Below are 19754 nucleotides of genomic sequence, written 5' to 3' on the forward strand. Positions count from 1 at the left end.
CGCCGGTCACTGGATCTGCCTCCAGGACTGGCGTCCACAGGGGTATGGCAGGTACATCGGATCAGCACCGGCCACCGAGATCTGCATCAGGCACGCCTCACCGGGCGGCTGCGGCGGCGGGTTGCCGGGAGTGCTGTCCGGCGGCGCCAAGCGCGGCACCACCGACGTCGTCACGTCCCTCACCGGCGCGTTGCCGCCCGTGTTGAGAGCAACGCCGGCCGTACCCGCCCCCGGCGATCGGCCGTCGGGGGCTCCGAAGCGCACCTGCGACATCGCGGCCTGGCCGGTGCTGGCCTGCAGGCCGAGCAACCAGTTCGCACCGTCCACCGAGCACCCCTGAGCGTCGGACGGAATATAGGTCGGGAAGAACACCACGCCGGACACGATCCTCGGATTACCGACCGCACGCTCCTTGTTGGCCAGCACCACGGTCCAGCCGCGGCTGACCGTAGGCACGGTCCCGCCACGCAATGTCCGCACGCCGGAACCGATCTCGGCCGTATACGAGCTCAGGTTTGCCGAGGTCAGCGTCGTCGTCGGCTGGCCCGCTGCGGTGTCGTTGATACCGTACAACGCCTGCACCGCCGTATCGTTCTCGTCACCGTAGTAGGAGAAGCTGCCGGTGCCGAAGATCAGCATCACGCCACCGGACGGCCCGGTGGTCACCGTCATGCCACCGGTGATCGGCTGGCGGTAGGTCCGGCGGTCGGCGGGATCGACATGGGTATTGGTGGTGAACAACGGTACGGTTGGCGCGGTAGTCCCGCGCAGGTCGAACTTCCAGATAACGCCACGCTTGTCGGCGCCATAGACCGTATCGGCCAGGCCATCACGCACCCGCGCGTTCTGCCCGGTTCCGCCCCAGCGATCAACCACCACGATGTTGCCCAGCCCGTTGCTGCCCGACGGCAGGTTGGTACCCGACTCGATCGCCTCGATCATGCGGATGGTCGGCGTGCGGCCTGCCACCATGTCAACCACGAACAGTACCGCCTTGCCACTCCTGCTTTCGTAGCCGTTACCGAAGATCGCCTTGAAGCCCACCGAACCGTCGGTGTTCTTCACCGGCACGATCACCGGCTTGCCCAGCACATGGCCGATGTTGGCGCGCACAGCATCGTCAAGCGACGCATCGAGGTCACTGATCTCCCACAGCAGGGAGCCGGCCGCGCCGAAGTTGCCCGGATCGGACACATCCAGCGCGAACACACTGCGGCCGCCGGCACCGGCCGTGCCCACCAGTGACGTGGTCCACCCGTTGCTGCCGTAGGTGTCGCTGATCGTCACCGGGCCATCGACGTAGTAACGGTGCTGGAAACGCTGGGCGTTCTGGTTGGTGGGGTCGTTAGGCAGCAACAGGTTGCCCATGTGGCCCAACGCGGTCGAGGGAATGTAGGCGAACCGCTCCTTGCCACCGTCGGCGTCCATCTGGCCGTCGGCGCCCATGCCGCCATCGAAGGCATGCAACATGCCGTCGTTGGCGCCGGCGTAGACCATGTAGCGGCGACCATTGCGCTTGGTGGTCATGTAGGCGGCGTAACTGCTGCCCATCGTGCCCGGAAGGCGGCCAAACCCATAGTCATCCAGAGGCGAACTCAGCACCGGGGTGGAGGTGATGATGTCGCCCAGCACCGTGCTGCGATCACGCAGCTTGCCGCCGTTGCGCTTCTCGCCGGAGGTTTCACCACGCAGGTAGGCCACGGCCGTGGTGGAATCGGTGGCCAGGCCAGCCAGCTCGGACGCGCTGCAGATCAGGATGCCCGGATACAGCGTCGACGACTTGGTGCACAGATTGGCCAGGCTGACATTGCTGCCGGTGAAGTCTTCCAGCGCGCCGTTGCGCCAGAACCGGATGCGGCGTGATGCAGGCGCCGGCATCTTCGCAGATGCTTCCCAGGCCTCTTCCGAAACGATCTTGCGGGTGGACGGCTCGACGCTCAGCTTGAAGGCGCGCAACTTGCTGTACCAGTCGGTGCCGTTGTTGGTGGCCTCGTAGAACGGCTCCACCGACAACGAGCCGACGCCGATGCGTGCGCCGGTCAGCGAACGCGAGCCGGACGGCGTGGCGCCCTGGGCGACGTTGCTGATGATACGGCGCATGGCTGCGGTGATTTCGGCCGGGCGCGTGGCGTTGACCATTTCGCCACGGGTGTCATAGACCGCGTTCCACAGCTCATCAACGGCCTCGGGCTTGAGGTCCTGCGTCGTCGTCGGGAAGTTGGGCTTGACGACGTACGGGTCCGGGCTGAGCACCCACGGGCGCAGCGGATCCGGCAGGTACCGGACGCCGAACTCCTTGCCCTGCGTGCCCAGCGTCACGCCGTAGAAATTCATGTGCAGGTGGGTCTTGCAATCCAGCGACGGATTTGGATTCGGCCCCTTGCACTCGGCCGGCACCGGCACGGAATTGGTCTCCTTGCCCGGCACGAGAGAACTGTTGTAGTACGGCGCTACGAGATCCTTCATCAGCGTCGTGTTGCCGGACTCATTGATATAGCCATCGGTGAACAGCATGCCCGCGTTCTTCTGGCATGACAGGAGCACCGGCGCGTTCTGATCCGTGCGCTGGAATTGTTCGCCAAGGTACTGTGCGGCGGAACGATTGGGCGTACTGCTGCTGGCACGCATTTCGCCGATGATCTGGCTGAGCAGCTGCTGCTTCTCCGGCTCGTTGGTCATGTTGAACATGGTCACCGCGCGGCGGCCATTGATACGGAACCAGCCCACGCGCAGATTGGTCGTGTCGTACAGCGCATTCGTGGCCGCACCGATCAGCGCTTCGCGTCGCGTCCGGTACAGGCTGAACCAGTTGGCGAAGCTCTGCATGGCAGCGTTGTACTTCGCTTGATTGTTGCCGAAGTTCGCAAGCTTGATTTCGTACTTGTACAACGTACCCGGACGGCCGCCCGGAGGATTTGCAACGGCAACAGGAGCCGCGGTGTACCCATATTCCGCCGGCAGCGTAGACGGATCTGCCAGGAAGAACGTAGCCGGATAGAAGGCGACGGCAGCATCGCAGCTTGAGCTGCTGATGGTAGTCTGGCGCGTCACGTTGTCGAACGAGCCTTCCTGCCGGACAGCCCCTCCGCTCAGGTTGCATCGCCCACGCTCAATACGGGTTCCGACCGGCAGCGTCATGCCGGAACGGAAGCGGAAGCGCCAGTTCGCGCCGGTCCGCCCGCCGGTGTCCATGCTGGTCAGCAGCGAGTCCACAGTCAGGTCCAGCGCGCCAGCGATCTTGTTCGGTGCATTGCCCGGACGCGGGTCCAGCGGCGCGCTGGACGCCCTGATGTCCAGATAGTTGGCAAGGGCTGTATCGGACAAGCCGGTCTTCCAGCCAGGATAGATCTCACGCGGGTCGTAGTAGGACGGGTTGACGTCCGGCGATCGGGCGAAACCGAAGCTGTCGAGCGGCGGGATGGCCGCCTGGTCGTCGCGTCCATAGCTGGGGAAGACGTACAGGTAGCGCTGCCCAGACCCATCGTAGCCGTTGACGGCACCCTGGTTGTAGAAGCCACTGCCATCCCAGCGGTACACGCCATCGCGCGTGTTGTTCAATGTTTCCCACAGCATCGAGCCGGAATCATCCAGCGCCATCAGGAAGGCCGGCGGCGTCTGCACCTGGATGTTCAGCGGCGCCTGCGCCAGCGTGCCCTGGGCCTGGGCCGCCATCAGGCTGTAGATGACATAGCCGCCCCCGAGCGCCAGTGCGGCGCCGCCTGCGGCCATGAAACGGAATTTGCGCGAAGCCATGGCCTGCGTCCTCAGAGTTTGAATACGGTATCGATGACCACCGACGACGAGCTCGCATCGGCATCGTCGGTCGCGAAGCCGGTGATCTGGTAGATCGGCGTGACGTCTTCCAGCGGACGGCCCATGTCGAGCGACGATTCGCCCATCACACAGCTGTCAATCTGGCGGACATTGACCGCAGGACGCGTCTGGTTGCGGTGGCTTTCGGCCCAAATGGCCGGATCGAAGCCGTCATCGCAGACCCGCGACAGAGTGCTGGACTGCACCAGGCTGTCGTTCCCCACATCCTGACGGTTGGCGATTTTCTCCACCGAGCGTTCGGCCGCACGCACCACGCCCTCCGAGTTCTGGAAGGCCCGGTTGGCGGCGCGGTAGTTCGCTGCCATCTTCTCCTGCATGCCGGCCACCTGCATGCCCGCAATGCCGAGCAGCGCCAGCAGGATGAGCATGATCAACGCGACATAGAGCACGGCGCCGCGCTGGGTGCGAGCGGAGGCGGGCCTGAACGAACGTGAGAAGGTCGTCATGATCAGTTCCCGAACAGGCGATTGCGCAGTGCAATCGAGACTTCATAGCTGGAGCGGTAGCGGCCGTCAGGCTTGTCACTGCTGGCAAAGCCAACGCCGAGTACCGACAGCGGGTTGGCCGGCGTGCTCGAAGACGACGGCGTCGGGCTGCGTGCCAGCAGCCCCACCTGCACCTGCCCCACCCGCAGCCACTGCGCGGCACCGGCAGCGTTAGCGTTGCTGCTGACGCCAGTCGCGGCGGCCAGGCGGGTGATGTTGCCGGCCGGCGGCGTGCCCAGGCTGATGTTGGCGGTACTGTCCAGGCCATACAGCAGCTGCAGGCTTTCGATGCCTTCCACGAGTTCTTCATTGACCGCATAGGCGCCAGCACTGTTGGCGCGCGCACGACGCAGGCCCGGCTGACCGGTCTCCGGATTGATGCCGACGTAATAGACCATCGACTCGGCGCGATAGAGCATCGTCTGCCCGGTCGGCTGCGCGGCATAGCGCGACAGGTCCAGCGAGGGCGCGGTCACACGTGCCGCACTCAACGTACCGGCGAAGATGTCCGCATGGGCACAGTCGGCGATGCCGAACAAGGTCGGTGCCGCCACGCCCCCCGAGGTGAGCCTGGCCACCCGGGTGCTGTCCATGTCCAGCAGCGCATTGCCGCCGCTGGACGAAATGCCGGTCACCGGCACCCCCTCAGGGGCCAGGTAGCGCAGTACCAGCACATCGCTTCCGCCTGCCGGCGCAGGGCTGAGCCGGGTGATCGCTGCCGGCAACGCTGACGGTGCGGACCATGTCGCCCCGAGTGCGAGCCTCCCGCCCGGCGCGGTTCCCGGTGCATCGAAGCCCTGGATGGAAACGCTGAAATCAAGCGGGCTGCCATCGCCCGAGGATGCACCCAGATGCGATACCGGATCGCCTTGGTTCTTCACCACGTGGGCCTGATCGTTCACGCAGCCCATGTGCCCGGCCATGCGGATGTCTCGCTCAAGGAAATCCAGCGCGAAACGGGCGTTCTCCTGCACGCGCGAGGCCCCCTCGGACAGGCGCGAGGCAGCCTGCGAGGCCATGAAGACCTGCACCACCCCCAGCATCAGCACCAGGCTGATTACCAGGGCGATCATCAGTTCCACCAGCGACAGGCCGGCCATGGTGGCACGTCGGTTCAGGCGCATGCTCACAGCTCCGTAGCCAATGCAAAGGTGGTGGCCTTGTCCGGGTCATCCGGATCCCAGCGCTGGTCGCCCCAGGTGATCGCCACATTGACCACGCCGCCATTGAAGGTGACATTGGCGCCTGCATCGTCGCCCAGCGCCTTCACCACCTGGCATTGCCAGCGCGCGATCTTCTTTTCAATGGAGACGTCGCCGGTATCGCTGGTGCACGCGGTGGCGGCGGTCTTGCTGCCTGCCGCGAACGACGCGCCGGTGTACCAGGCCGCCTGGAAGCGGTTGCTGCGCATCTGTTCGGTCAGGTCGTACGCAAGGTTGGTGGCCTGGGTTCGATAATTGGCGCTCTGCACGAAGCGGACGTTCATGGTCTGCAAGAGAGCAAAACCCAGCAGGCCGAACGCCAACACGATGATGGCGATCAGTACTTCAAGCAGGGTGAAGCCCCCGGCTTGGCGCGCACGGAAGGTACGGGTGGTCATGGACAGGCTTCCTTGGTGCTGCGGATCTGCCCGGAGGCGTTCACCGTCAGTGTGCGCTTGTGCAGTGCGCCCTTGCTGCAGACGTCCGGCTCCAGCCGTACATCCTGCTCGGCGCTGGCGCGGCGACGGCCGCGCCCGTCAAAGGCGATCTCCGTGGCCGGCCCAGTGATCTTCAGCTTGGGATTGCCACTGACGAAGCGCAGGACGGTTTCACCTGCCGACAGCGCACCGTCGCCATTGGCATCGGCAAAGGCCAGCATGCCGCCCGACCAGCCACCATCACAGCTGGCACCGTCGCTGCTTCCACAGACGCCGCCGCCGCGGTTGCTGCGGATCGCCTCGCTGCGGGCAAGACTGAGCAGGCCCAGGACCTCGTTGTTGGTCGAGCTCACCCGGCTCGAACGGATCGTGCTCTGGAAACTTGGAAAGGCGATCGCAGCCAGGATCGCCACCACGGCGATGGTGACCATCAGTTCAACCAGCGTGAAGCCGTTTTGCCGGCGCAAAGACATTGGACGCTCCCCAGCGTGTTGGTGGCCACGATGGGCCATCGCCCCGCCACCGGCAAGCGGCGGCAGGATGAACGGTCAATCCGGGGCGACGGGCGTCAAAGCCTTGACGACCCGCCCTCCCCTGCCCGTGCCGGCGCGATCCCCATCGCGCCGGCGCAGGTTCAGGCCAGCACCTGGTAGCAGGGCTGGTACTCGCCGGAGATCTTCATCCGGCGCTGCTCGACGAAGGCGCGCAGCAGCGCATCCAGCGCCTGCATCATGTCCGGGTCACCGTGGATCTGGAACGGCCCGAACTGCTCGATGCGGCGCATGCCGTCTTCCTTCACGTTGCCGGCGACGATGCCCGAGAACGCGCGGCGCAGGTCGGCCGCCAGCGCGTGCGGGGCACGCCCGTGGTGCAGGTCCAGCGCCGCCATCGCTTCGTGGGTGGGTACGAACGGCTGCTGGTACTCCCACGGAATCTCGATCGACCAGTTGAAGAAGAACGAGTCCTTCTGCGCCAGGCGGTGCTCGCGCACGCGCTTGATGCCGGTGGCCATCTTCTTCGCAACCGCCACCGGGTCGCCGATGATGATCTCGTAGCGCTCGGCAGCCGCATCGCCCAGGGTCAGGCGGATGAAGCGATCAATCTGCTCGAAGTACGGTGCCGCTACCGTCGGGCCGGTCAGGATCAGCGGGAACGGCAGGTCCTTGTTCTCCTCGCGCAGCAGGATGCCGAGCAGGTACAGGATCTCTTCGGCGGTACCGACGCCACCGGCGAACACGATGATGCCGTGGCCGATGCGGACGAAGGCCTCAAGGCGCTTCTCGATGTCCGGCATGATCACCAGGTGGTTGACGATCGGGTTCGGCGACTCGGCGGCGATGATGCCCGGCTCGGTCAGGCCGATGTAACGCGTCACGGTACGGCGCTGCTTGGCGTGGGCGATGGTGGCACCCTTCATCGGGCCCTTCATCGCACCCGGGCCACAGCCGGTGCAGATGTCCAGGCCGCGCAGGCCCAGTTCATAGCCCACCTGCTTGGTGTACAGGTATTCGTCGCGCGAGATCGAGTGTCCGCCCCAGCACACCACCAGGTTCGGATCACCCGGATTGAGGATGCGCGCGTTGCGCAGCAGGCCGAACACCGCGTTGGTGATGCCCTCGGATGACTCCAGCTCGGCCGCGTAGGCCGGGCCCATTTCGATGGCCATGTAGGCCAGGTCGCGCACGACGGCGAACAGCAGTTCGGCGACACCGCGGATGATCTCGCCGTCGACGAAGGCCATCGCCGGTGCGTTGACCAGATCGATGCGCACGCCGCGATCCTGCTGCGCCACCTGGATGTCGAAATCAGGGTAGAGGTCGCGCGCCGCGCGCGGATCGTCCGAGGCGCTGCCGCTGGTCAGCACGGCCAGCGCGCAGCGGCGCAGCAGCTCATGCATGCCGCCGGCGGAGGCATCGCGCAGGCGTGCCACTTCGGCCCGCGACAGCACGTCCAGCCCACCGCGCGGGTAGATCCGCGCATCCTGTACCGGCAGCGCACGGGCTGATTTTTCGTTCGTGGTCATATCCAATTTTTCGCTTCCTTCAAGGTTTCCGACTGTACTGCCGCCCCCTTAAAAAGCAAAACGGCCGGGAAGCCCGACCGTTGGATGTGTGCTGCCCGCGTTCGCCATTTTGGGACCGCATCGGCGGCGTTGGCACCGCGCACATTTCTGGATGCTACGCCGTTGCCCCACGCCCTGCAAGGACTTTCGCCTGAACGGAAAACGGCCGGGTTTCCCCGGCCGTTTCCACTTACCACTTCAAGCGCTGATGGATCAGAACTTGTACTTCAGGGTCAGCTGCATCGACCAACGCGACACGGCGGTGTTGCCCTTGTCGTTGTTGTTTTCCTGCACCGACGGGTTGTCGGTCGAACCAGTGAAGGAGTACACGTACTTGCCGGTGGCCGGATCGATACCTGCGTAGTTGGCAACGCGACGGGTCGAGTAGAAGCCGTAGTCGTCGATCAGGCCCCACTTCTTGTTCAGCAGGTTGCCGACATTCATGATGTCCAGGGCGACTTCACCCTTGTGACCCTTCATGAAGCCCGGGAATTCCTGGCTGACGCGGACGTCGAAGCTGTTGACCCACGAGGCGCGGTGGCGGTTGGCCGGGACCACGCTGCCACGGTAGGCATCGAGTTCCGGGTTCTGCGCCAGCCAGTCGAAGAACTGCTTCTCCATCGCGGCACCGCCGGTGAACAGCACGTCGCCCGGACCCTTCGGCACGTAGAACAGGTCGTTGGTGGCAGCACCGTCGCCGTTGGCATCGTTGTAGAAGATGTAGCTGTACGGACGGCCCGAACGGCCTTCGTAGAACAGGCCGACGCGGGTGGCGTTGTCACCGAAGAAGTTGTGCTTCCACTCCAGGGTGCCGGTGACGCGGTCCTTCATCGCATAACGCGAGTTGTAGGCCACGTTCTCGTTGGCATTGAAGATCAGCGTGTTGTTCCAGTTCGAGGTGTTCTGCGAGCTGGACAGCGGGCTGACCTCGGTCGACTTGGTGTAGGTGTAACCCAGCGACCAGCCCCAGTTCTCGGTCAGCGGCTTGGCCAGCGAGAAGGTGGCCTGGGTGCCGCGGCCCTTGTCGGTGTTGCGCAGGACCAGCACATCGCCGATGTCGGACGGACGGTTGGCGCGGTCAACAGCACCCTTGGTACCGGTCGACATGCCGTAGTCGACACCCTTGTCGATACGGGTATTGGCCTGATTGCGGCCAGCGGCGTTCCAGTAGATCGCGCGGCCATCCTGACCGAAGGCGGTCGGCGCCGACACGTCCAGACGGTCGAAGTAGATGCCGTCCTTGACCTTGGTGAACAGCACTTCGGCCGACGCCACGATGCCGTACCACGGCAGCTCATGGTCGAACGCCAGGTTGGCCTTCCACACCGACGGCAGGCGGGTGCCCGGCGCGATGATGTCAACGTTCTGACGGGCCGAAGCCGGGCCACCGGCCGGGATGTACGGGTTGTTGCCGTCCGGGGTGAAGGCACCGGCCGGGATGCTGCGCTCGTCGTACTCGATGTAGTTCAGGCCGGTGTTCTGGTAGGCACCTGCCAGCCACACGTTCGGGGCGGCGCCGCCGAACAGGCCCACGCCACCGCGCAGCTGGGTCGGGCGATCGCTGTCGAAGGTGTAGTTGAAGCCGACGCGCGGCTGCACCAGGTTCTTGTCGACCAGCTTGGTGTTGTTGAAGCCGTACAGCTGCTCGATGCGCGGGTTGTACAGGCGCTGGGTGCTGAAGTCAGGCATGTCGATGCGCACGCCGAACATCAGGTTCAGGTTGTAGTTGATCGCCCAGGTGTCCTGCACGAACACGCCGGTGTTCTTCAGGGTGAAGTCGGCCGGGATGTCGCTGCGGCTGCCATCGGCGCGCGGAGCACGCAGCTGGTAGCGCGAAGCCTTGCCCGCCAGGAAATCGTTGACGCTGTTGAATTCGTACACGCCGTTGAGGTTGCGGCCGTAGAAGTTCATCAGGTCATTCTTCGAGTAATCGAAGCCGAACTTGACGGTGTGGTCACCGATGTACCAGGTACCGGCACCAAAGGCGCTCAGTTCCTTCGACTCGACGATGTTGACGTGGGTGTTCTGTTCGGTACCGACGTACAGCGAATCGTTGCCCGACTTGATGCGGATCTGCGGCATGTCGACCAGCGGGACGCGGTTGGCCGAGTAATCCTTGTGCGAGACCTTGAACTCGGTCGAGAAGTTCTCGGACCAGTCACTGAACAGTTCGCCCATCCAGGTTTCGTACTGGGTCGGCTGCTGGTACCAGAAGTTGCTCAGCGAGATGGCGCTGCTGCTGACCTGCGGGAAGCGAACGACGTTCTGCTCCATCTTGTTGTAGCGCAGGGCCGCACGGTGGTTCTCGTTGATGTTCCAGTCCAGCTTGACCGCATACTCTTCGATCTCGGTCTTGCTGTTCGGCGCCGTCAGGCTGCCCGGGTCGTAGCCCAGCTTGCCCAGGAAGTTCTGGACGTCGGTGATCTGCTGCTGGGTGATGGTGCCACGGCCGATCGGCGTGTCGCTCAGGGCGACGCCGGCAGCCGAGCGCTCGTACTTTTCATAGTTGGTGAAGAAGAACAGCTTGTCCTTGACGATCGGGCCGCCGAAGGTCATGCCGTAGGTCTTCTCGTCCTCGAAGCCGTTGAAGTCCTGCTTGTCACCTTCCAGGCGCGAGCGGACCATGTCCTTGTCGCGGTACGAACCGTACACGGTGCCGTGGAATTCATTGGTACCCGACTTGGTCACGGCGTTGATCACCGCGCCGGTGCCACCGGCGATGGTGGTGTCGTAGTTGGCCAGGTCGATGTTGATTTCCTGGATGGCGTCCATCGACACCGGCTGACGCTCGGTCGGCAGGTTGTTGGAACCCAGGCCGAACGGATCGGAGGCGCTGATGCCGTCGATGCGGATGGCGTTGTAACGGGTGTTCTGGCCGCCAGCCGAGATCGCGCCGTCCGCCTTGCTGACCTGCGAGATGCGCGGGTCGAGACGGACGTAGTCCTGGATGTTGCGGCTGGCCGACGGCAGCGCATCCATCGTTTCGCGGGTCACGTTGGTGCCGGTGCCCATCTTGTTGGCACTGAACAGGTCCAGGCCGCCGGCGGTGGCAACAACGTTCACCGCGTCCAGGTTGGTCGCAGCCAGATCACCGCCCAGGTTGGCGTTGACGGTGTTGACCTGGTTCAGGTTCAGGTAGACACCTTCCTCGGTCTTGGTGCCTTCACCGGACTTGGTGATGGTGATGGTGTACGGACCACCCACGCGCAGGCCGCGCGCGTTGTATCGGCCCGACGCATCGGTGGTGGCACGCGAAACAGTGCCCGACTCGGTGTGCGTGATGGTGACTTCAGCGCCGGCGACAGGCTGGCCTGCAGCGGACATCACCTGGCCGCCGACACCGGCGGAGGTGCTGCTCTGGGCGAAGGCGGGAGCGGCAGCAAGTGCAGCCACGAGACCAAGGGTAAGCTTGGACATCCGGAGTGGGTGGGTCATTTTTCGGTAGCCTCGATGCGAGTTGGCGATGGCGGAAAAAAAGCGCATCCAAGCAGCCCTGCGGGTGGCTGATCGGAGAGTTATCTGGGGTTCCCTACCGCTCGGCTGAAGGCAGCCCTAACGGTTAACACTAGATTAACACGCTACGCCATCAATGTGACGGTTGTGCGACAAACGGCACCGGTTCGCAACGCAATCGTGACGGGTTCTTCACTCCGTCTTCCCACGGGGCTCACCTTTCCCGAGGCGTCTCACTGGCATCGAGAATCTGCCCGCGCCAGACGCTCCCAGCGGCGGACAGCAGGGTCACCGCAGCGGCCGCCGCGGCTTCCGGGCCTTGCGCAGCCGGGTCCTGGTCCACGGAATAGGCGCGGGCCCGAAGCGCCGTGCGCAGGGGGCCGGGGTACAGGCCGCTGACCCGGATGGGACTACGGCCCAGTTCATCGTGCAGGCTGGCGATCAGGCCACGCAGGCCGTGCTGGGCCACGCCATACCCCCCCCAATAGGCCTGTCCGACCCGTTCGGGAGCATCGACCGCGAACACCAGAGCGGCATCCTCGCGTTGCCGCAGCAGCGGCAGGCAGGCCTGGGCCAGCCAGGCCGGCGCGGTCAGGGTGACATGGACCGCACGGGCGAAACTGGCCGGGTCAGCCAGTTCAAACGGAGTCAGCCCGGGGAAATGCGCGGCGCAGACCAGCAGTCCATCCAGCCGCCCCAGCTCGCGCTGCAGGGCCTGGGCCAGTTCGGCATAGTCATCGGGGCTGGCGCCTTCCAGGTCCAACGGGTACAGAAGCGGTTCCGGACCGACCGCCTGGACCTGGGCATAGACCCGGTCCAGCCGGCGCGGCTTGCGTCCCAGCAGGACCACGGTGGCCCCGGCTGCAGCTGCGGCGACCGCCGCGGCACTGCCCAGCCCTCCCCCGGCGCCGGCGACCAGTACGACGCGATCCTGCAACGGGCGGCCATTGATCGCCCCGTCAGTCGGTGACGTCGACGGCCAGGCACTCATCCCTGGGTCGCCTCTTCGACGATGCGCTTGAGCTCGCCGGATTCAAACAGTTCCATGACGATGTCGCAGCCGCCGATCAACTCACCATTGATGAACAGCTGCGGGAAGGTCGGCAGATTGGAAAAGCGCGGCAGGTTGGCGCGGATCTCCGGCTCTTCGAGCACGTTGACAGTGCGCAGGGTGACGGCGCCGGCTGCCATCAATGCCTGCACGGCGCGGCTGGAAAAGCCGCACATCGGGTATTGCGGGGTGCCCTTCATGAACAGCACGAGCGGGTAACGATCGACCTCGGCCTGGATTTGCTGCATTACCGCCACAACCACACTCCTTGCTTCGCCGGACAAACCGACCGTGATGGTCGGCTAGACTGCCCACGGTAGCCGCCATTGTAAGCGGATGGAACAGGCTGCCGCCGTCCCCCTGGCCACGAACCTGTCCATGCCCGTCGAATTGCCTGCCCTGCCCTACCTCCCCGGCTCCCTGCAGCCCCACCTGTCCGCGCAGACCGTTGAGTTGCATCACGGCCGCCACCACCGCGCCTACGTTGACGCGGTCAACGCCGGCACTCTCGGCACCGAGTGGGAGGAGGCGTCACTGGAAGAGATCGTGCGCCATGCCCAGGGCACGCTGTTCGATGTGGCCGCCCAGGCCTGGAACCACGGCTTCTATTGGCAGTGCCTGCGCCCGCGCGGCGGCGGCGAGCCGCAGGGCCGGCTGGGCGAGCTGGTCAAGCGCCAGTTCGGTGATGCGCAGCGCCTGCGCGAGGAATTCAACCGCACCGCGCTGGGCCTGTTCGGCTCGGGCTGGGTGTGGCTGGTGCAGCACCCCGGTGGCCAGCTCGGCATCCAGGCCACCCGCAACGCCGGCACGCCACTGACCGGCGAAAGCACCCCGCTGCTGTGCTGCGATGTCTGGGAACACGCCTACTACACCGATTACCAGAATGATCGCGCGCGTTACCTGGATGCCTTCTGGCAGATGGTCAACTGGGAATTCGCCGAAAGCCAGCTGCGCTGACTGCCTGTAGAGCCGAGCCCATGCTCGGCTGGCCGGACAGCCGAGCATGGGCTCGGCTCTACAGATGAAGCGTCACGCGTTCTCGTGCGCAGCCACCGCGTCCATCACCCGCGCCGAGTACACCAGCGCCGCGCCGGCGTTGAGCGACACCGCCACGCCCAGTGCTTCGGCGATTTCCTCGCGGCTGGCGCCATGCTTCAGCGCAGCGTCCACGTGCACGGTGATGCAGCCGTCGCAGCGGGTGGTCACCGCCACCGCCAATGCGATCAGCTCACGGGTCTTGGCATCCAGGTGGTTGGTCTGGGCACCGGCATTGGCCAGGGTGGCGTAGCCCTTGACCGTGTCCGGCGAGAGCTTGCCGATCTCTCCGATGCGGCCCTTCAGTTCCTTGCGATAGGCATTCCAGTCGAGCATGGTCGTGACTCCTGTGAAAGGAGCTCCACGCTACCACCGGCAATGGTGCGCCGATGCCTGCACCGGCGCGCCACACCGTTGCAGGCATACAAGGTTGTGCCGGCCATTGGCCGGCACGCCCGGGCTCATCGGTTGCGCAGCGCGTGCACTGCCGGCGCCACCTGGGCCTGGCGGTCCAGCTCCAGGCCGACCTGGTCCAGCGCATCGGCCAATGCAGCGGCATCATCGTCGCGCAACGTGGCGTGGCCGACCTTGCGACCTTCGCGCGGCTCCTTGCCGTAATCGTGCCAATGGCCACTGGCCTGACCCAGCACCGGCGCCGGATCGGGCATCTTGCCCAGCCAGTTCAGCATGCAGGCATGGCCGAGCATGCGGGTGCTGCCCAGTGGCAGGCCCAGCACGGCACGCAAGTGATTCTCGAACTGCGAGGTCTCGCTGCCTTCGATGGTCCAGTGGCCGGAGTTGTGCACGCGCGGTGCCATCTCGTTGGCCAGCAGTTCGCCGTCGCGACAGAACAGCTCCAGTGCGAACACGCCCACATACTGCAGGTGCTCGGCGACGCGGCGGGCATAGCCGATCGCTGCCTGCCGCTCGGCGTCGGACAGCACCGCCGGTGCCACGCTGGCCGACAGCACGCCGTCGACATGCCAGTTGCCGGTGACCGGCCAGGCTTCGAAGCTACCATCGCGGCCACGCACGGCCACCACGCTGACCTCGCGCTGGAAGGCCACGAAGCCCTCCAGGATCAGTCCGGTGCGCTCCACCTGGGCACCGAGCGCATCCCATGCGGCGTCGATGTCGGCTTCGCTGCGCAGGCGGAACTGACCCTTGCCGTCGTAGCCGAGGCGGCGGGTCTTGAGGATGCACGGCAGGCCGAACTCAGCCGCCTTCGCCGCCAGCTCGTCGCGGTTACGGATGTCGGCGAAGGCCGGCAGCGGAATACCCAGCTGCTGGAACAGGGTCTTCTCGCTCAACCGGTCCTGGGCCACCGCCAGCGCGGCCGGCGGCGGATAGACCGGCACGCGGTCGGCCAGGAACTGTGCACTGTCGGCAGGTACGTTCTCGAAATCGAAGGTGACCACATCGACCTTGGCGGCGAAGTCCGCCAGGGACTGGCGGTCATCGAAGGCGCCCACGGTGAGCGGCGCCAGCGGGCCGCTGCAGGCGTCGGCGGCCGGGTCGTACAGTTCGAAGCGAAGCCCCAGCGGCGCACCGGCCAGGACCATCATGCGGGCGAGCTGGCCGCCGCCCAGGATGCCGACAGTCAGGCTCATTGGCGCGGATCGTCGTGGGCCATCACGTCTTCGGTCTGGCGTGCACGGAAGGCATCGAGCGCCTGGCCGATCGCCGGCTGGTCGCTGGCCAGCATCGCCGCCGCGAACAGCGCGGCGTTGGAGGCGCCGGCGTTGCCGATGGCGAAGGTGGCGACCGGGATGCCGGCCGGCATCTGCACGATCGACAGCAGGGAATCCATTCCGTTGAGGGCCTTGGACTGCACCGGCACACCCAGCACCGGCACGGCGGTCTTGGCCGCGATCATGCCCGGCAGGTGCGCGGCCCCGCCTGCACCGGCGATGATCGCGCGCAGGCCACGCGGGCCCGCCTGCTCGGCGTAACTGAACAACACATCCGGCGTCCGATGCGCGGACACCACCTTCACTTCGAACGGAACACCCAGGGCTTCAAGCTTCTGGGCGGCGTGCTGCATGGTTTCCCAGTCGGAACGGGAACCCATGACGATGCCGACAAGCGGCGCGATCGGGTTGGGGGTCATTGGCCGTCACCTGCCTTAAAGACGTATTCTAGCCGTCTTCCACGCAAGACGAAGAACCATGGATCGCAAGCTGCTCGACCTGCTGGTGTCCCCGGACACCCGCCAGCCCCTGTCCCTGCTGGATGGCAAGGGCCTGGAAGCCCTCAACAAGGCCATTTCCGCCGGCACGGTGACCAAGGCCGATGGCAACCCGCTGGCGCAGCCGCTGCGCGAGGCGCTGGTCACCCGTGACCGCAAGCAGGTGTTCCGCGTCGACGACGGCATCCCGGTGCTGCTGGCCGAGGAAGCCGTTCCGACCGCCCAGATCGCCGACTTCCCGGCCGCATGAGCACGCTGCCGACGCCGGATGCGGCCGTTGTCGCCGCCGATGTCGCGCGCGCGCTGGCCGAGGACCTGGGCAGCGGTGACGTCACCGCCGCCCTGCTCCCCGACCAGGCCGACAGCGCCTACCTGCTGTGCAAGCAGGATGCGGTGATCGCCGGGCGCCCCTGGTTCGACGCCACCCACCGCGCGCTCGACCCTGACGTGCGCATTGAATGGCACATCGCCGAAGGCGATGCCGTCACCGCCGGCACCGTGCTGGCCCTGCTGCACGGGCGCAGCCGCAGCCTGGTCAGTGCCGAGCGCACGTCGCTGAACTTCCTGCAGACGCTGTCCGGCACCGCGACCACCACTGCCCGCTACGTGGCCGCGGTGGCCGGTACCGGTACCCGCATCCTCGACACCCGCAAGACCCTGCCCGGCCTGCGCCTGGCACAGAAGTACGCGGTGCGCTGCGGCGGCGGCGAGAACCACCGCTTCGGCCTGTACGACACGGTGATGCTGAAGGAGAACCACATCCGTGCTGCCGGTTCGCTGGCCGCGGCGGTGGCCGCCGCACGCCGGCAGTGGCCTGCGCTGCCACTGGTGGTCGAGGTCGAAGACCTGGCACAGCTGCGCCAGGCGCTCGAAGCCGGTTGCGAACGCATCCTGCTGGATGACTTCAGTCCCGACCTGCGCCGCGAGGCGGTGCGCATCACGGCCGGACGCATTCCGCTGGAAGTCTCCGGCAGCGTCGGCCTGGGCGGCCTGCGCTCGATCGCCGAGGATGGCGTCGATTGCATCTCCATCGGCGGACTGACCAAGCATGTGCAGGCCATCGATCTGTCGTTGAAGCTGGGCCCGCCGCCGGCTTGAGGCCTGCAGGGCCTTGTAGAGCCGAGCCCATGCTCGGCTGCTTCTCGATTTGCGGCGCGCCCTGCACGCGCTTCGCGCGATGAGCCGAGCGTAGGCTCGGCTCTACACGAGACGGGGCGCCTTCACGGCTCGGCTACGCCAGCCTCTGCGACGCTGCGGGCATCCCCCACAGGAGCCGCGCATGCGCCGGATGCTTTTGCCTGCCTGTCTGCTGCTCGCGGCAGCCCCCTTGTCCGCCGCAGCCGCTGAAGCCTGCGATGTCCCTCCCCGCTTCGGCCTGAGCCCATTGGCGGTGGCCATCCGCAATACCGCCTGCAACGAGCACCGGCTGTGGTTCCGGCCCTTCATCGATCGCGATGGCCGCGCGGCGAGTCTGAGTGTCACCGAGGCGGAGAACGAACACCTGGCCGACAACGGGCTGATTGCCTGGCAGCGCGTGGCCGGCTACTGGCGCAACAGCGGCACGCTCAACGCGATGGGCAGCATCGCCGGTGCCAGCAGCTGCGTGGCACCGCTGGGTACGCGCTACACCGACAGCGACTGCCGCGCCTTCCTGATCGACAATCCGTGGTCGGCCGCTTTCATTTCCTGGGTGATGGTGCAGGCCGGCGTTCCCGGCTTCAACACGTCGCCGCGCCACATCGACTACATTCGTGCCGCGTACCAGGGCGGCCCCTCGGGCGTGCCGTACCGGCTGGTCGATCCCGCGACCGCAAAGCCCGCACCGGGCGACCTGTTGTGCTTCCTGCGCGACCGCAGCACGACGCTCAGCTACAGCGGGCTGGTGCAGGCGCTGGGCAACGGTTCGGTGGGCCACTGGAAATCACATTGCGAAGTGGTGGTGGCCGCCAACCTCGGCGGCGACCAGACCCTGTACCTGGTCGGTGGCAACGTGATGAACACCGTGGCGATGCGGTTGCTGCCGCTGGACCGCACCGGGCTGATCAAGCTGCCCCCGGCACGCGAACGCAACAGCACCGGCATCGACCCCAGCTGCACGCCGGGCCGCGAGGACGAATGCAGCTTCAACCGCCAGGACTGGGCGGCCCTGCTGCAGCTGACCGCGACATCACCCGTGGTGATGCCCTCGCCAACTGCCACACCAATACAGACCGCTCCGGCGCCGCAACCGGTGATCGTGCCCGCGCAGCCAGTGCCCGACGAACCACAGCCGCGGCGGTGAATGCAGCGCTTGATCCAGCGCGCGTTCGCCGCCATCTTTGCCGGATCGACCTCTGACGGCTGACGCCATGCCTACCCTGCTGCTGTTGCTGATTGCCGGCGGAATCATCTACTTCTTCTGGAACGCCGCACGCTCGGCCGCCGAGCGCGCGGTCGAGCTGGGACGCAATGCCTGCCGCGCCGCCGACGTGCAGTGGCTGGACCAGGCGGTGCACGCCACCGGCCTGCGACTGTCGCGTGGCGAGGATGGCCGGCTCGGTTTCGAGCGCACCTTCAAGTTCGAGTATTCCTACGATGGCATCGATCGCCACGTGGGCCGCATGGTGCTGCGTGGCGACCAGCTGATTTCGTTCACCGGCCCCGGTGCCGCGCGGATCAGCCAGATCCGGCCGGAGGTGGAGGATGCCGAGGATGCCTAGGGTTTGAAGATGTGCCGGCCAACGGTCGGCACCCACCGCCAGCCGGGCCAAGAAAAACGCCGCCCATCGGGGCGGCGTCGGAATGGTTACTTGACCACGCGCAGGTTCGGGCGGCCCTTCGGCGGCGGGCTGGCCGGCGGCGTATCGTCCGGCGGCGTGCCTTCCTCGTGCAGCAGCTCATCGCTGGTCGGTGCGGTTTCGCTGCCCGGAATGTCATCCGGCAATGCCATGCCCTGCCCGGTCTCGCGGGCGTAGACCGCCAGCACGGCGCTGATCGGCACCTGCACCGGGTAGCTGGTTCCGGAGAAGCGGGCCGAGAAGCTGACCATCTCGTTGTCGATCATCAGCCGCACGACAGCACGTTCGGCGATGTTGAGCACGACCCGGCCATCCTTGACCGCCGAAGGCGGGACCTGCACGCCGGGGACGCCGGCGTCGACCAGGATGTGCGGGGTCAGCTGGTTGTCGTTGATCCATTCCACCAGCGCCCGCAGCAGGTACGGGCGGTGGCTGGTCATGTGGAAGAAGTCTTCGGTCATGCGTGAAGTGTACGCGCCCGGCGCCCCGCCGGGGCGGATCGTCTGCACGCCGGTCGGCCTGCAGACGGGTAACGCGGGGCCGGATCAGACCGGCAGATCGCGCAGTTTCTTTTCCTGCTCGGTCAGGCTGCGGACAAATCCCGGATGGCGGAAGATGCGGTTGCCGTAGTCCTCGATCGCCTTGCCATCCTTCGGCAGCGGCACATCCAGCGACTGCAGGCGCCAGATGATCGGCGCCATCGCGCAGTCGGCCAGGCTCATTTCCGGATTGAGGAAGAACTTGCTGGCCTTGAACAGCGGCAGCGAGGCGGTCAGCAGTTCCTTCAGGCGCTTGCGCCCGGCCTCGGCCTGGGTCTTGTTGCCCAGCTGGATGGCCTGCACCTGCGGCACCCAGTCGTGCTCGATGCGCAGCATGGCCAGTCGGATGCGCGCACGCGACAGCGGGTCGACCGGCATCAGTGGCGGATGCGGGTAGCGCTCATCCAGGTACTCGCTGACCACCGATGCGGCGTACAGCACCAGCTCGCGTTCGACCAGGGTCGGCACCGAGTGGTACGGATTGAGGTCGATCAGGTCTTCAGGCGGGTTCTGCGGATCGACTGGAACGAAGTCGAAGGTGACGCCCTTGGCCGCCAGGACCAGGCGTACACGGTGGCACAGTACGTCGTCGTTCGAGGAAAACAGCGTCAGTGTATTGCGCATGCGTACGCTCGCCGCCATCAAAGGCTCTCCCACGACAGGAGACCGCCTGCCGCATCGGCGCCGCCGG

Annotated in this window: 19 protein-coding genes; 5 read left to right on the plus strand and 14 right to left on the minus strand. The window is 66.0% G+C overall.

Annotated elements, in window-relative coordinates:
• Positions 1-6: 6 nt before the first annotated feature.
• The 9 genes from AC2A1N_RS11240 to grxD form a co-directional block, all read right to left on the minus strand.
• Positions 7-3753: a pilus assembly protein gene (locus tag AC2A1N_RS11240; protein ID WP_484372266.1), complete on the minus strand. Its 3747-nt coding sequence runs from the start codon at positions 3751-3753 to the stop codon at positions 7-9.
• Positions 3754-3764: 11 nt separating this feature from the next.
• Positions 3765-4280, minus strand: coding sequence for a pilus assembly PilX family protein (locus tag AC2A1N_RS11245; protein WP_061478491.1), 516 nt, complete (start codon positions 4278-4280; stop codon positions 3765-3767).
• Between the two features lie 2 nt (positions 4281-4282).
• Complete coding sequence (locus AC2A1N_RS11250; RefSeq protein ID WP_061478492.1) at positions 4283-5443, minus strand: PilW family protein; 1161 nt, start codon at positions 5441-5443, stop codon at positions 4283-4285.
• A gap of 2 nt (positions 5444-5445) precedes the next feature.
• Positions 5446-5919 carry a type IV pilus modification protein PilV gene (gene pilV / locus AC2A1N_RS11255; RefSeq protein ID WP_061478493.1) on the minus strand — a complete coding sequence of 158 codons (474 nt, stop codon included), beginning with the start codon at positions 5917-5919 and terminating at the stop codon, positions 5446-5448.
• A complete protein-coding gene (locus AC2A1N_RS11260) occupies positions 5916-6431 on the minus strand; it encodes a GspH/FimT family pseudopilin (RefSeq protein ID WP_100477851.1) in 516 nt (171 codons plus the stop codon). The genes pilV and AC2A1N_RS11260 overlap by 4 nt, the downstream gene beginning before the upstream one ends.
• A gap of 161 nt (positions 6432-6592) precedes the next feature.
• Complete coding sequence (gene ppnN / locus AC2A1N_RS11265; protein WP_019659018.1) at positions 6593-7981, minus strand: nucleotide 5'-monophosphate nucleosidase PpnN; 1389 nt, start codon at positions 7979-7981, stop codon at positions 6593-6595.
• Between the two features lie 252 nt (positions 7982-8233).
• Positions 8234-11455, minus strand: a complete 3222-nt coding sequence (locus tag AC2A1N_RS11270) for a TonB-dependent receptor (RefSeq protein WP_082783292.1) — start codon at positions 11453-11455, stop codon at positions 8234-8236.
• Between the two features lie 232 nt (positions 11456-11687).
• Positions 11688-12464: an SDR family NAD(P)-dependent oxidoreductase gene (locus AC2A1N_RS11275; RefSeq protein ID WP_242891954.1), complete on the minus strand. Its 777-nt coding sequence runs from the start codon at positions 12462-12464 to the stop codon at positions 11688-11690.
• Entirely contained in the window at positions 12461-12781 is a 321-nt protein-coding gene (gene grxD, locus AC2A1N_RS11280) for a Grx4 family monothiol glutaredoxin (protein ID WP_005415957.1), read from the minus strand. The genes AC2A1N_RS11275 and grxD overlap by 4 nt, the downstream gene beginning before the upstream one ends.
• A 121-nt stretch (positions 12782-12902) precedes the next feature.
• Here grxD and AC2A1N_RS11285 point away from each other — a divergent pair, with 121 nt between their 5' ends.
• Positions 12903-13481, plus strand: coding sequence for a superoxide dismutase (locus AC2A1N_RS11285; protein WP_061478549.1), 579 nt, complete (start codon positions 12903-12905; stop codon positions 13479-13481).
• Between the two features lie 72 nt (positions 13482-13553).
• On the opposite strand, the gene AC2A1N_RS11290 is transcribed toward AC2A1N_RS11285, so the two are convergent.
• The 3 genes from AC2A1N_RS11290 to purE form a co-directional block, all read right to left on the minus strand.
• Positions 13554-13895 carry a carboxymuconolactone decarboxylase family protein gene (locus tag AC2A1N_RS11290; protein ID WP_019659022.1) on the minus strand — a complete coding sequence of 114 codons (342 nt, stop codon included), beginning with the start codon at positions 13893-13895 and terminating at the stop codon, positions 13554-13556.
• 125 nt (positions 13896-14020) lie between these two features.
• Complete coding sequence (locus AC2A1N_RS11295) at positions 14021-15169, minus strand: 5-(carboxyamino)imidazole ribonucleotide synthase (RefSeq protein ID WP_242892950.1); 1149 nt, start codon at positions 15167-15169, stop codon at positions 14021-14023.
• On the minus strand, positions 15166-15669 hold the full coding sequence (gene purE / locus AC2A1N_RS11300; protein ID WP_005412808.1) for a 5-(carboxyamino)imidazole ribonucleotide mutase: 504 nt from the start codon (positions 15667-15669) through the stop codon (positions 15166-15168). Before purE ends, AC2A1N_RS11295 begins: the two co-directional genes overlap by 4 nt.
• 58 nt (positions 15670-15727) lie before the next feature.
• Here purE and AC2A1N_RS11305 point away from each other — a divergent pair, with 58 nt between their 5' ends.
• The 4 genes from AC2A1N_RS11305 to AC2A1N_RS11320 all read left to right on the plus strand — a co-directional run bounded on the left by AC2A1N_RS11305 (position 15728) and on the right by AC2A1N_RS11320 (position 18446).
• Positions 15728-15997, plus strand: coding sequence for a Trm112 family protein (locus AC2A1N_RS11305; protein ID WP_061478499.1), 270 nt, complete (start codon positions 15728-15730; stop codon positions 15995-15997).
• Positions 15994-16845 (plus strand): carboxylating nicotinate-nucleotide diphosphorylase, encoded by an 852-nt coding sequence (nadC, locus tag AC2A1N_RS11310; protein WP_005415952.1) that lies wholly within the window; start codon positions 15994-15996, stop codon positions 16843-16845. The genes AC2A1N_RS11305 and nadC overlap by 4 nt, the downstream gene beginning before the upstream one ends.
• 181 nt (positions 16846-17026) lie before the next feature.
• Positions 17027-18028 carry a DUF2272 domain-containing protein gene (locus AC2A1N_RS11315; RefSeq protein ID WP_134969051.1) on the plus strand — a complete coding sequence of 334 codons (1002 nt, stop codon included), beginning with the start codon at positions 17027-17029 and terminating at the stop codon, positions 18026-18028.
• Between the two features lie 67 nt (positions 18029-18095).
• Positions 18096-18446, plus strand: a complete 351-nt coding sequence (locus tag AC2A1N_RS11320) for a DUF3301 domain-containing protein (RefSeq protein ID WP_154350501.1) — start codon at positions 18096-18098, stop codon at positions 18444-18446.
• A gap of 86 nt (positions 18447-18532) precedes the next feature.
• Here AC2A1N_RS11320 and AC2A1N_RS11325 read toward each other — a convergent pair whose 3' ends face one another.
• Positions 18533-18985: a ClpXP protease specificity-enhancing factor gene (locus AC2A1N_RS11325; RefSeq protein WP_019659028.1), complete on the minus strand. Its 453-nt coding sequence runs from the start codon at positions 18983-18985 to the stop codon at positions 18533-18535.
• An 84-nt stretch (positions 18986-19069) separates the two neighbouring features.
• On the minus strand, positions 19070-19705 hold the full coding sequence (locus tag AC2A1N_RS11330) for a glutathione S-transferase N-terminal domain-containing protein (protein WP_005415948.1): 636 nt from the start codon (positions 19703-19705) through the stop codon (positions 19070-19072).
• Between the last annotated feature and the right edge of the window lie 49 nt (positions 19706-19754).

The organism is Stenotrophomonas maltophilia group sp. SKK55, assembly GCF_057179845.1.

What these genes read in the sequence shown, in the direction of transcription:
- nadC (WP_005415952.1), top strand. Translation starts at nt 15,994, where the DNA reads ATGAGCACGCTGCCGACGCCGGATGCGGCCGTTGTCGCCGCCGATGTC.
- AC2A1N_RS11275 (WP_242891954.1), bottom strand. Translation starts at nt 12,464, where the DNA reads ATGAGTGCCTGGCCGTCGACGTCACCGACTGACGGGGCGATCAATGGC.
- AC2A1N_RS11290 (WP_019659022.1), bottom strand. Translation starts at nt 13,895, where the DNA reads ATGCTCGACTGGAATGCCTATCGCAAGGAACTGAAGGGCCGCATCGGA.
- ppnN (WP_019659018.1), bottom strand. Translation starts at nt 7,981, where the DNA reads ATGACCACGAACGAAAAATCAGCCCGTGCGCTGCCGGTACAGGATGCG.
- AC2A1N_RS11305 (WP_061478499.1), top strand. Translation starts at nt 15,728, where the DNA reads ATGGATCGCAAGCTGCTCGACCTGCTGGTGTCCCCGGACACCCGCCAG.
- AC2A1N_RS11320 (WP_154350501.1), top strand. Translation starts at nt 18,096, where the DNA reads ATGCCTACCCTGCTGCTGTTGCTGATTGCCGGCGGAATCATCTACTTC.
- AC2A1N_RS11250 (WP_061478492.1), bottom strand. Translation starts at nt 5,443, where the DNA reads ATGCGCCTGAACCGACGTGCCACCATGGCCGGCCTGTCGCTGGTGGAA.
- AC2A1N_RS11325 (WP_019659028.1), bottom strand. Translation starts at nt 18,985, where the DNA reads ATGACCGAAGACTTCTTCCACATGACCAGCCACCGCCCGTACCTGCTG.
- AC2A1N_RS11295 (WP_242892950.1), bottom strand. Translation starts at nt 15,169, where the DNA reads ATGAGCCTGACTGTCGGCATCCTGGGCGGCGGCCAGCTCGCCCGCATG.
- AC2A1N_RS11270 (WP_082783292.1), bottom strand. Translation starts at nt 11,455, where the DNA reads ATGACCCACCCACTCCGGATGTCCAAGCTTACCCTTGGTCTCGTGGCT.
- pilV (WP_061478493.1), bottom strand. Translation starts at nt 5,919, where the DNA reads ATGACCACCCGTACCTTCCGTGCGCGCCAAGCCGGGGGCTTCACCCTG.
- AC2A1N_RS11330 (WP_005415948.1), bottom strand. Translation starts at nt 19,705, where the DNA reads ATGGCGGCGAGCGTACGCATGCGCAATACACTGACGCTGTTTTCCTCG.
- AC2A1N_RS11260 (WP_100477851.1), bottom strand. Translation starts at nt 6,431, where the DNA reads ATGTCTTTGCGCCGGCAAAACGGCTTCACGCTGGTTGAACTGATGGTC.
- AC2A1N_RS11240 (WP_484372266.1), bottom strand. Translation starts at nt 3,753, where the DNA reads ATGGCTTCGCGCAAATTCCGTTTCATGGCCGCAGGCGGCGCCGCACTG.
- AC2A1N_RS11245 (WP_061478491.1), bottom strand. Translation starts at nt 4,280, where the DNA reads ATGACGACCTTCTCACGTTCGTTCAGGCCCGCCTCCGCTCGCACCCAG.
- AC2A1N_RS11285 (WP_061478549.1), top strand. Translation starts at nt 12,903, where the DNA reads ATGCCCGTCGAATTGCCTGCCCTGCCCTACCTCCCCGGCTCCCTGCAG.
- purE (WP_005412808.1), bottom strand. Translation starts at nt 15,669, where the DNA reads ATGACCCCCAACCCGATCGCGCCGCTTGTCGGCATCGTCATGGGTTCC.
- AC2A1N_RS11315 (WP_134969051.1), top strand. Translation starts at nt 17,027, where the DNA reads ATGCGCCGGATGCTTTTGCCTGCCTGTCTGCTGCTCGCGGCAGCCCCC.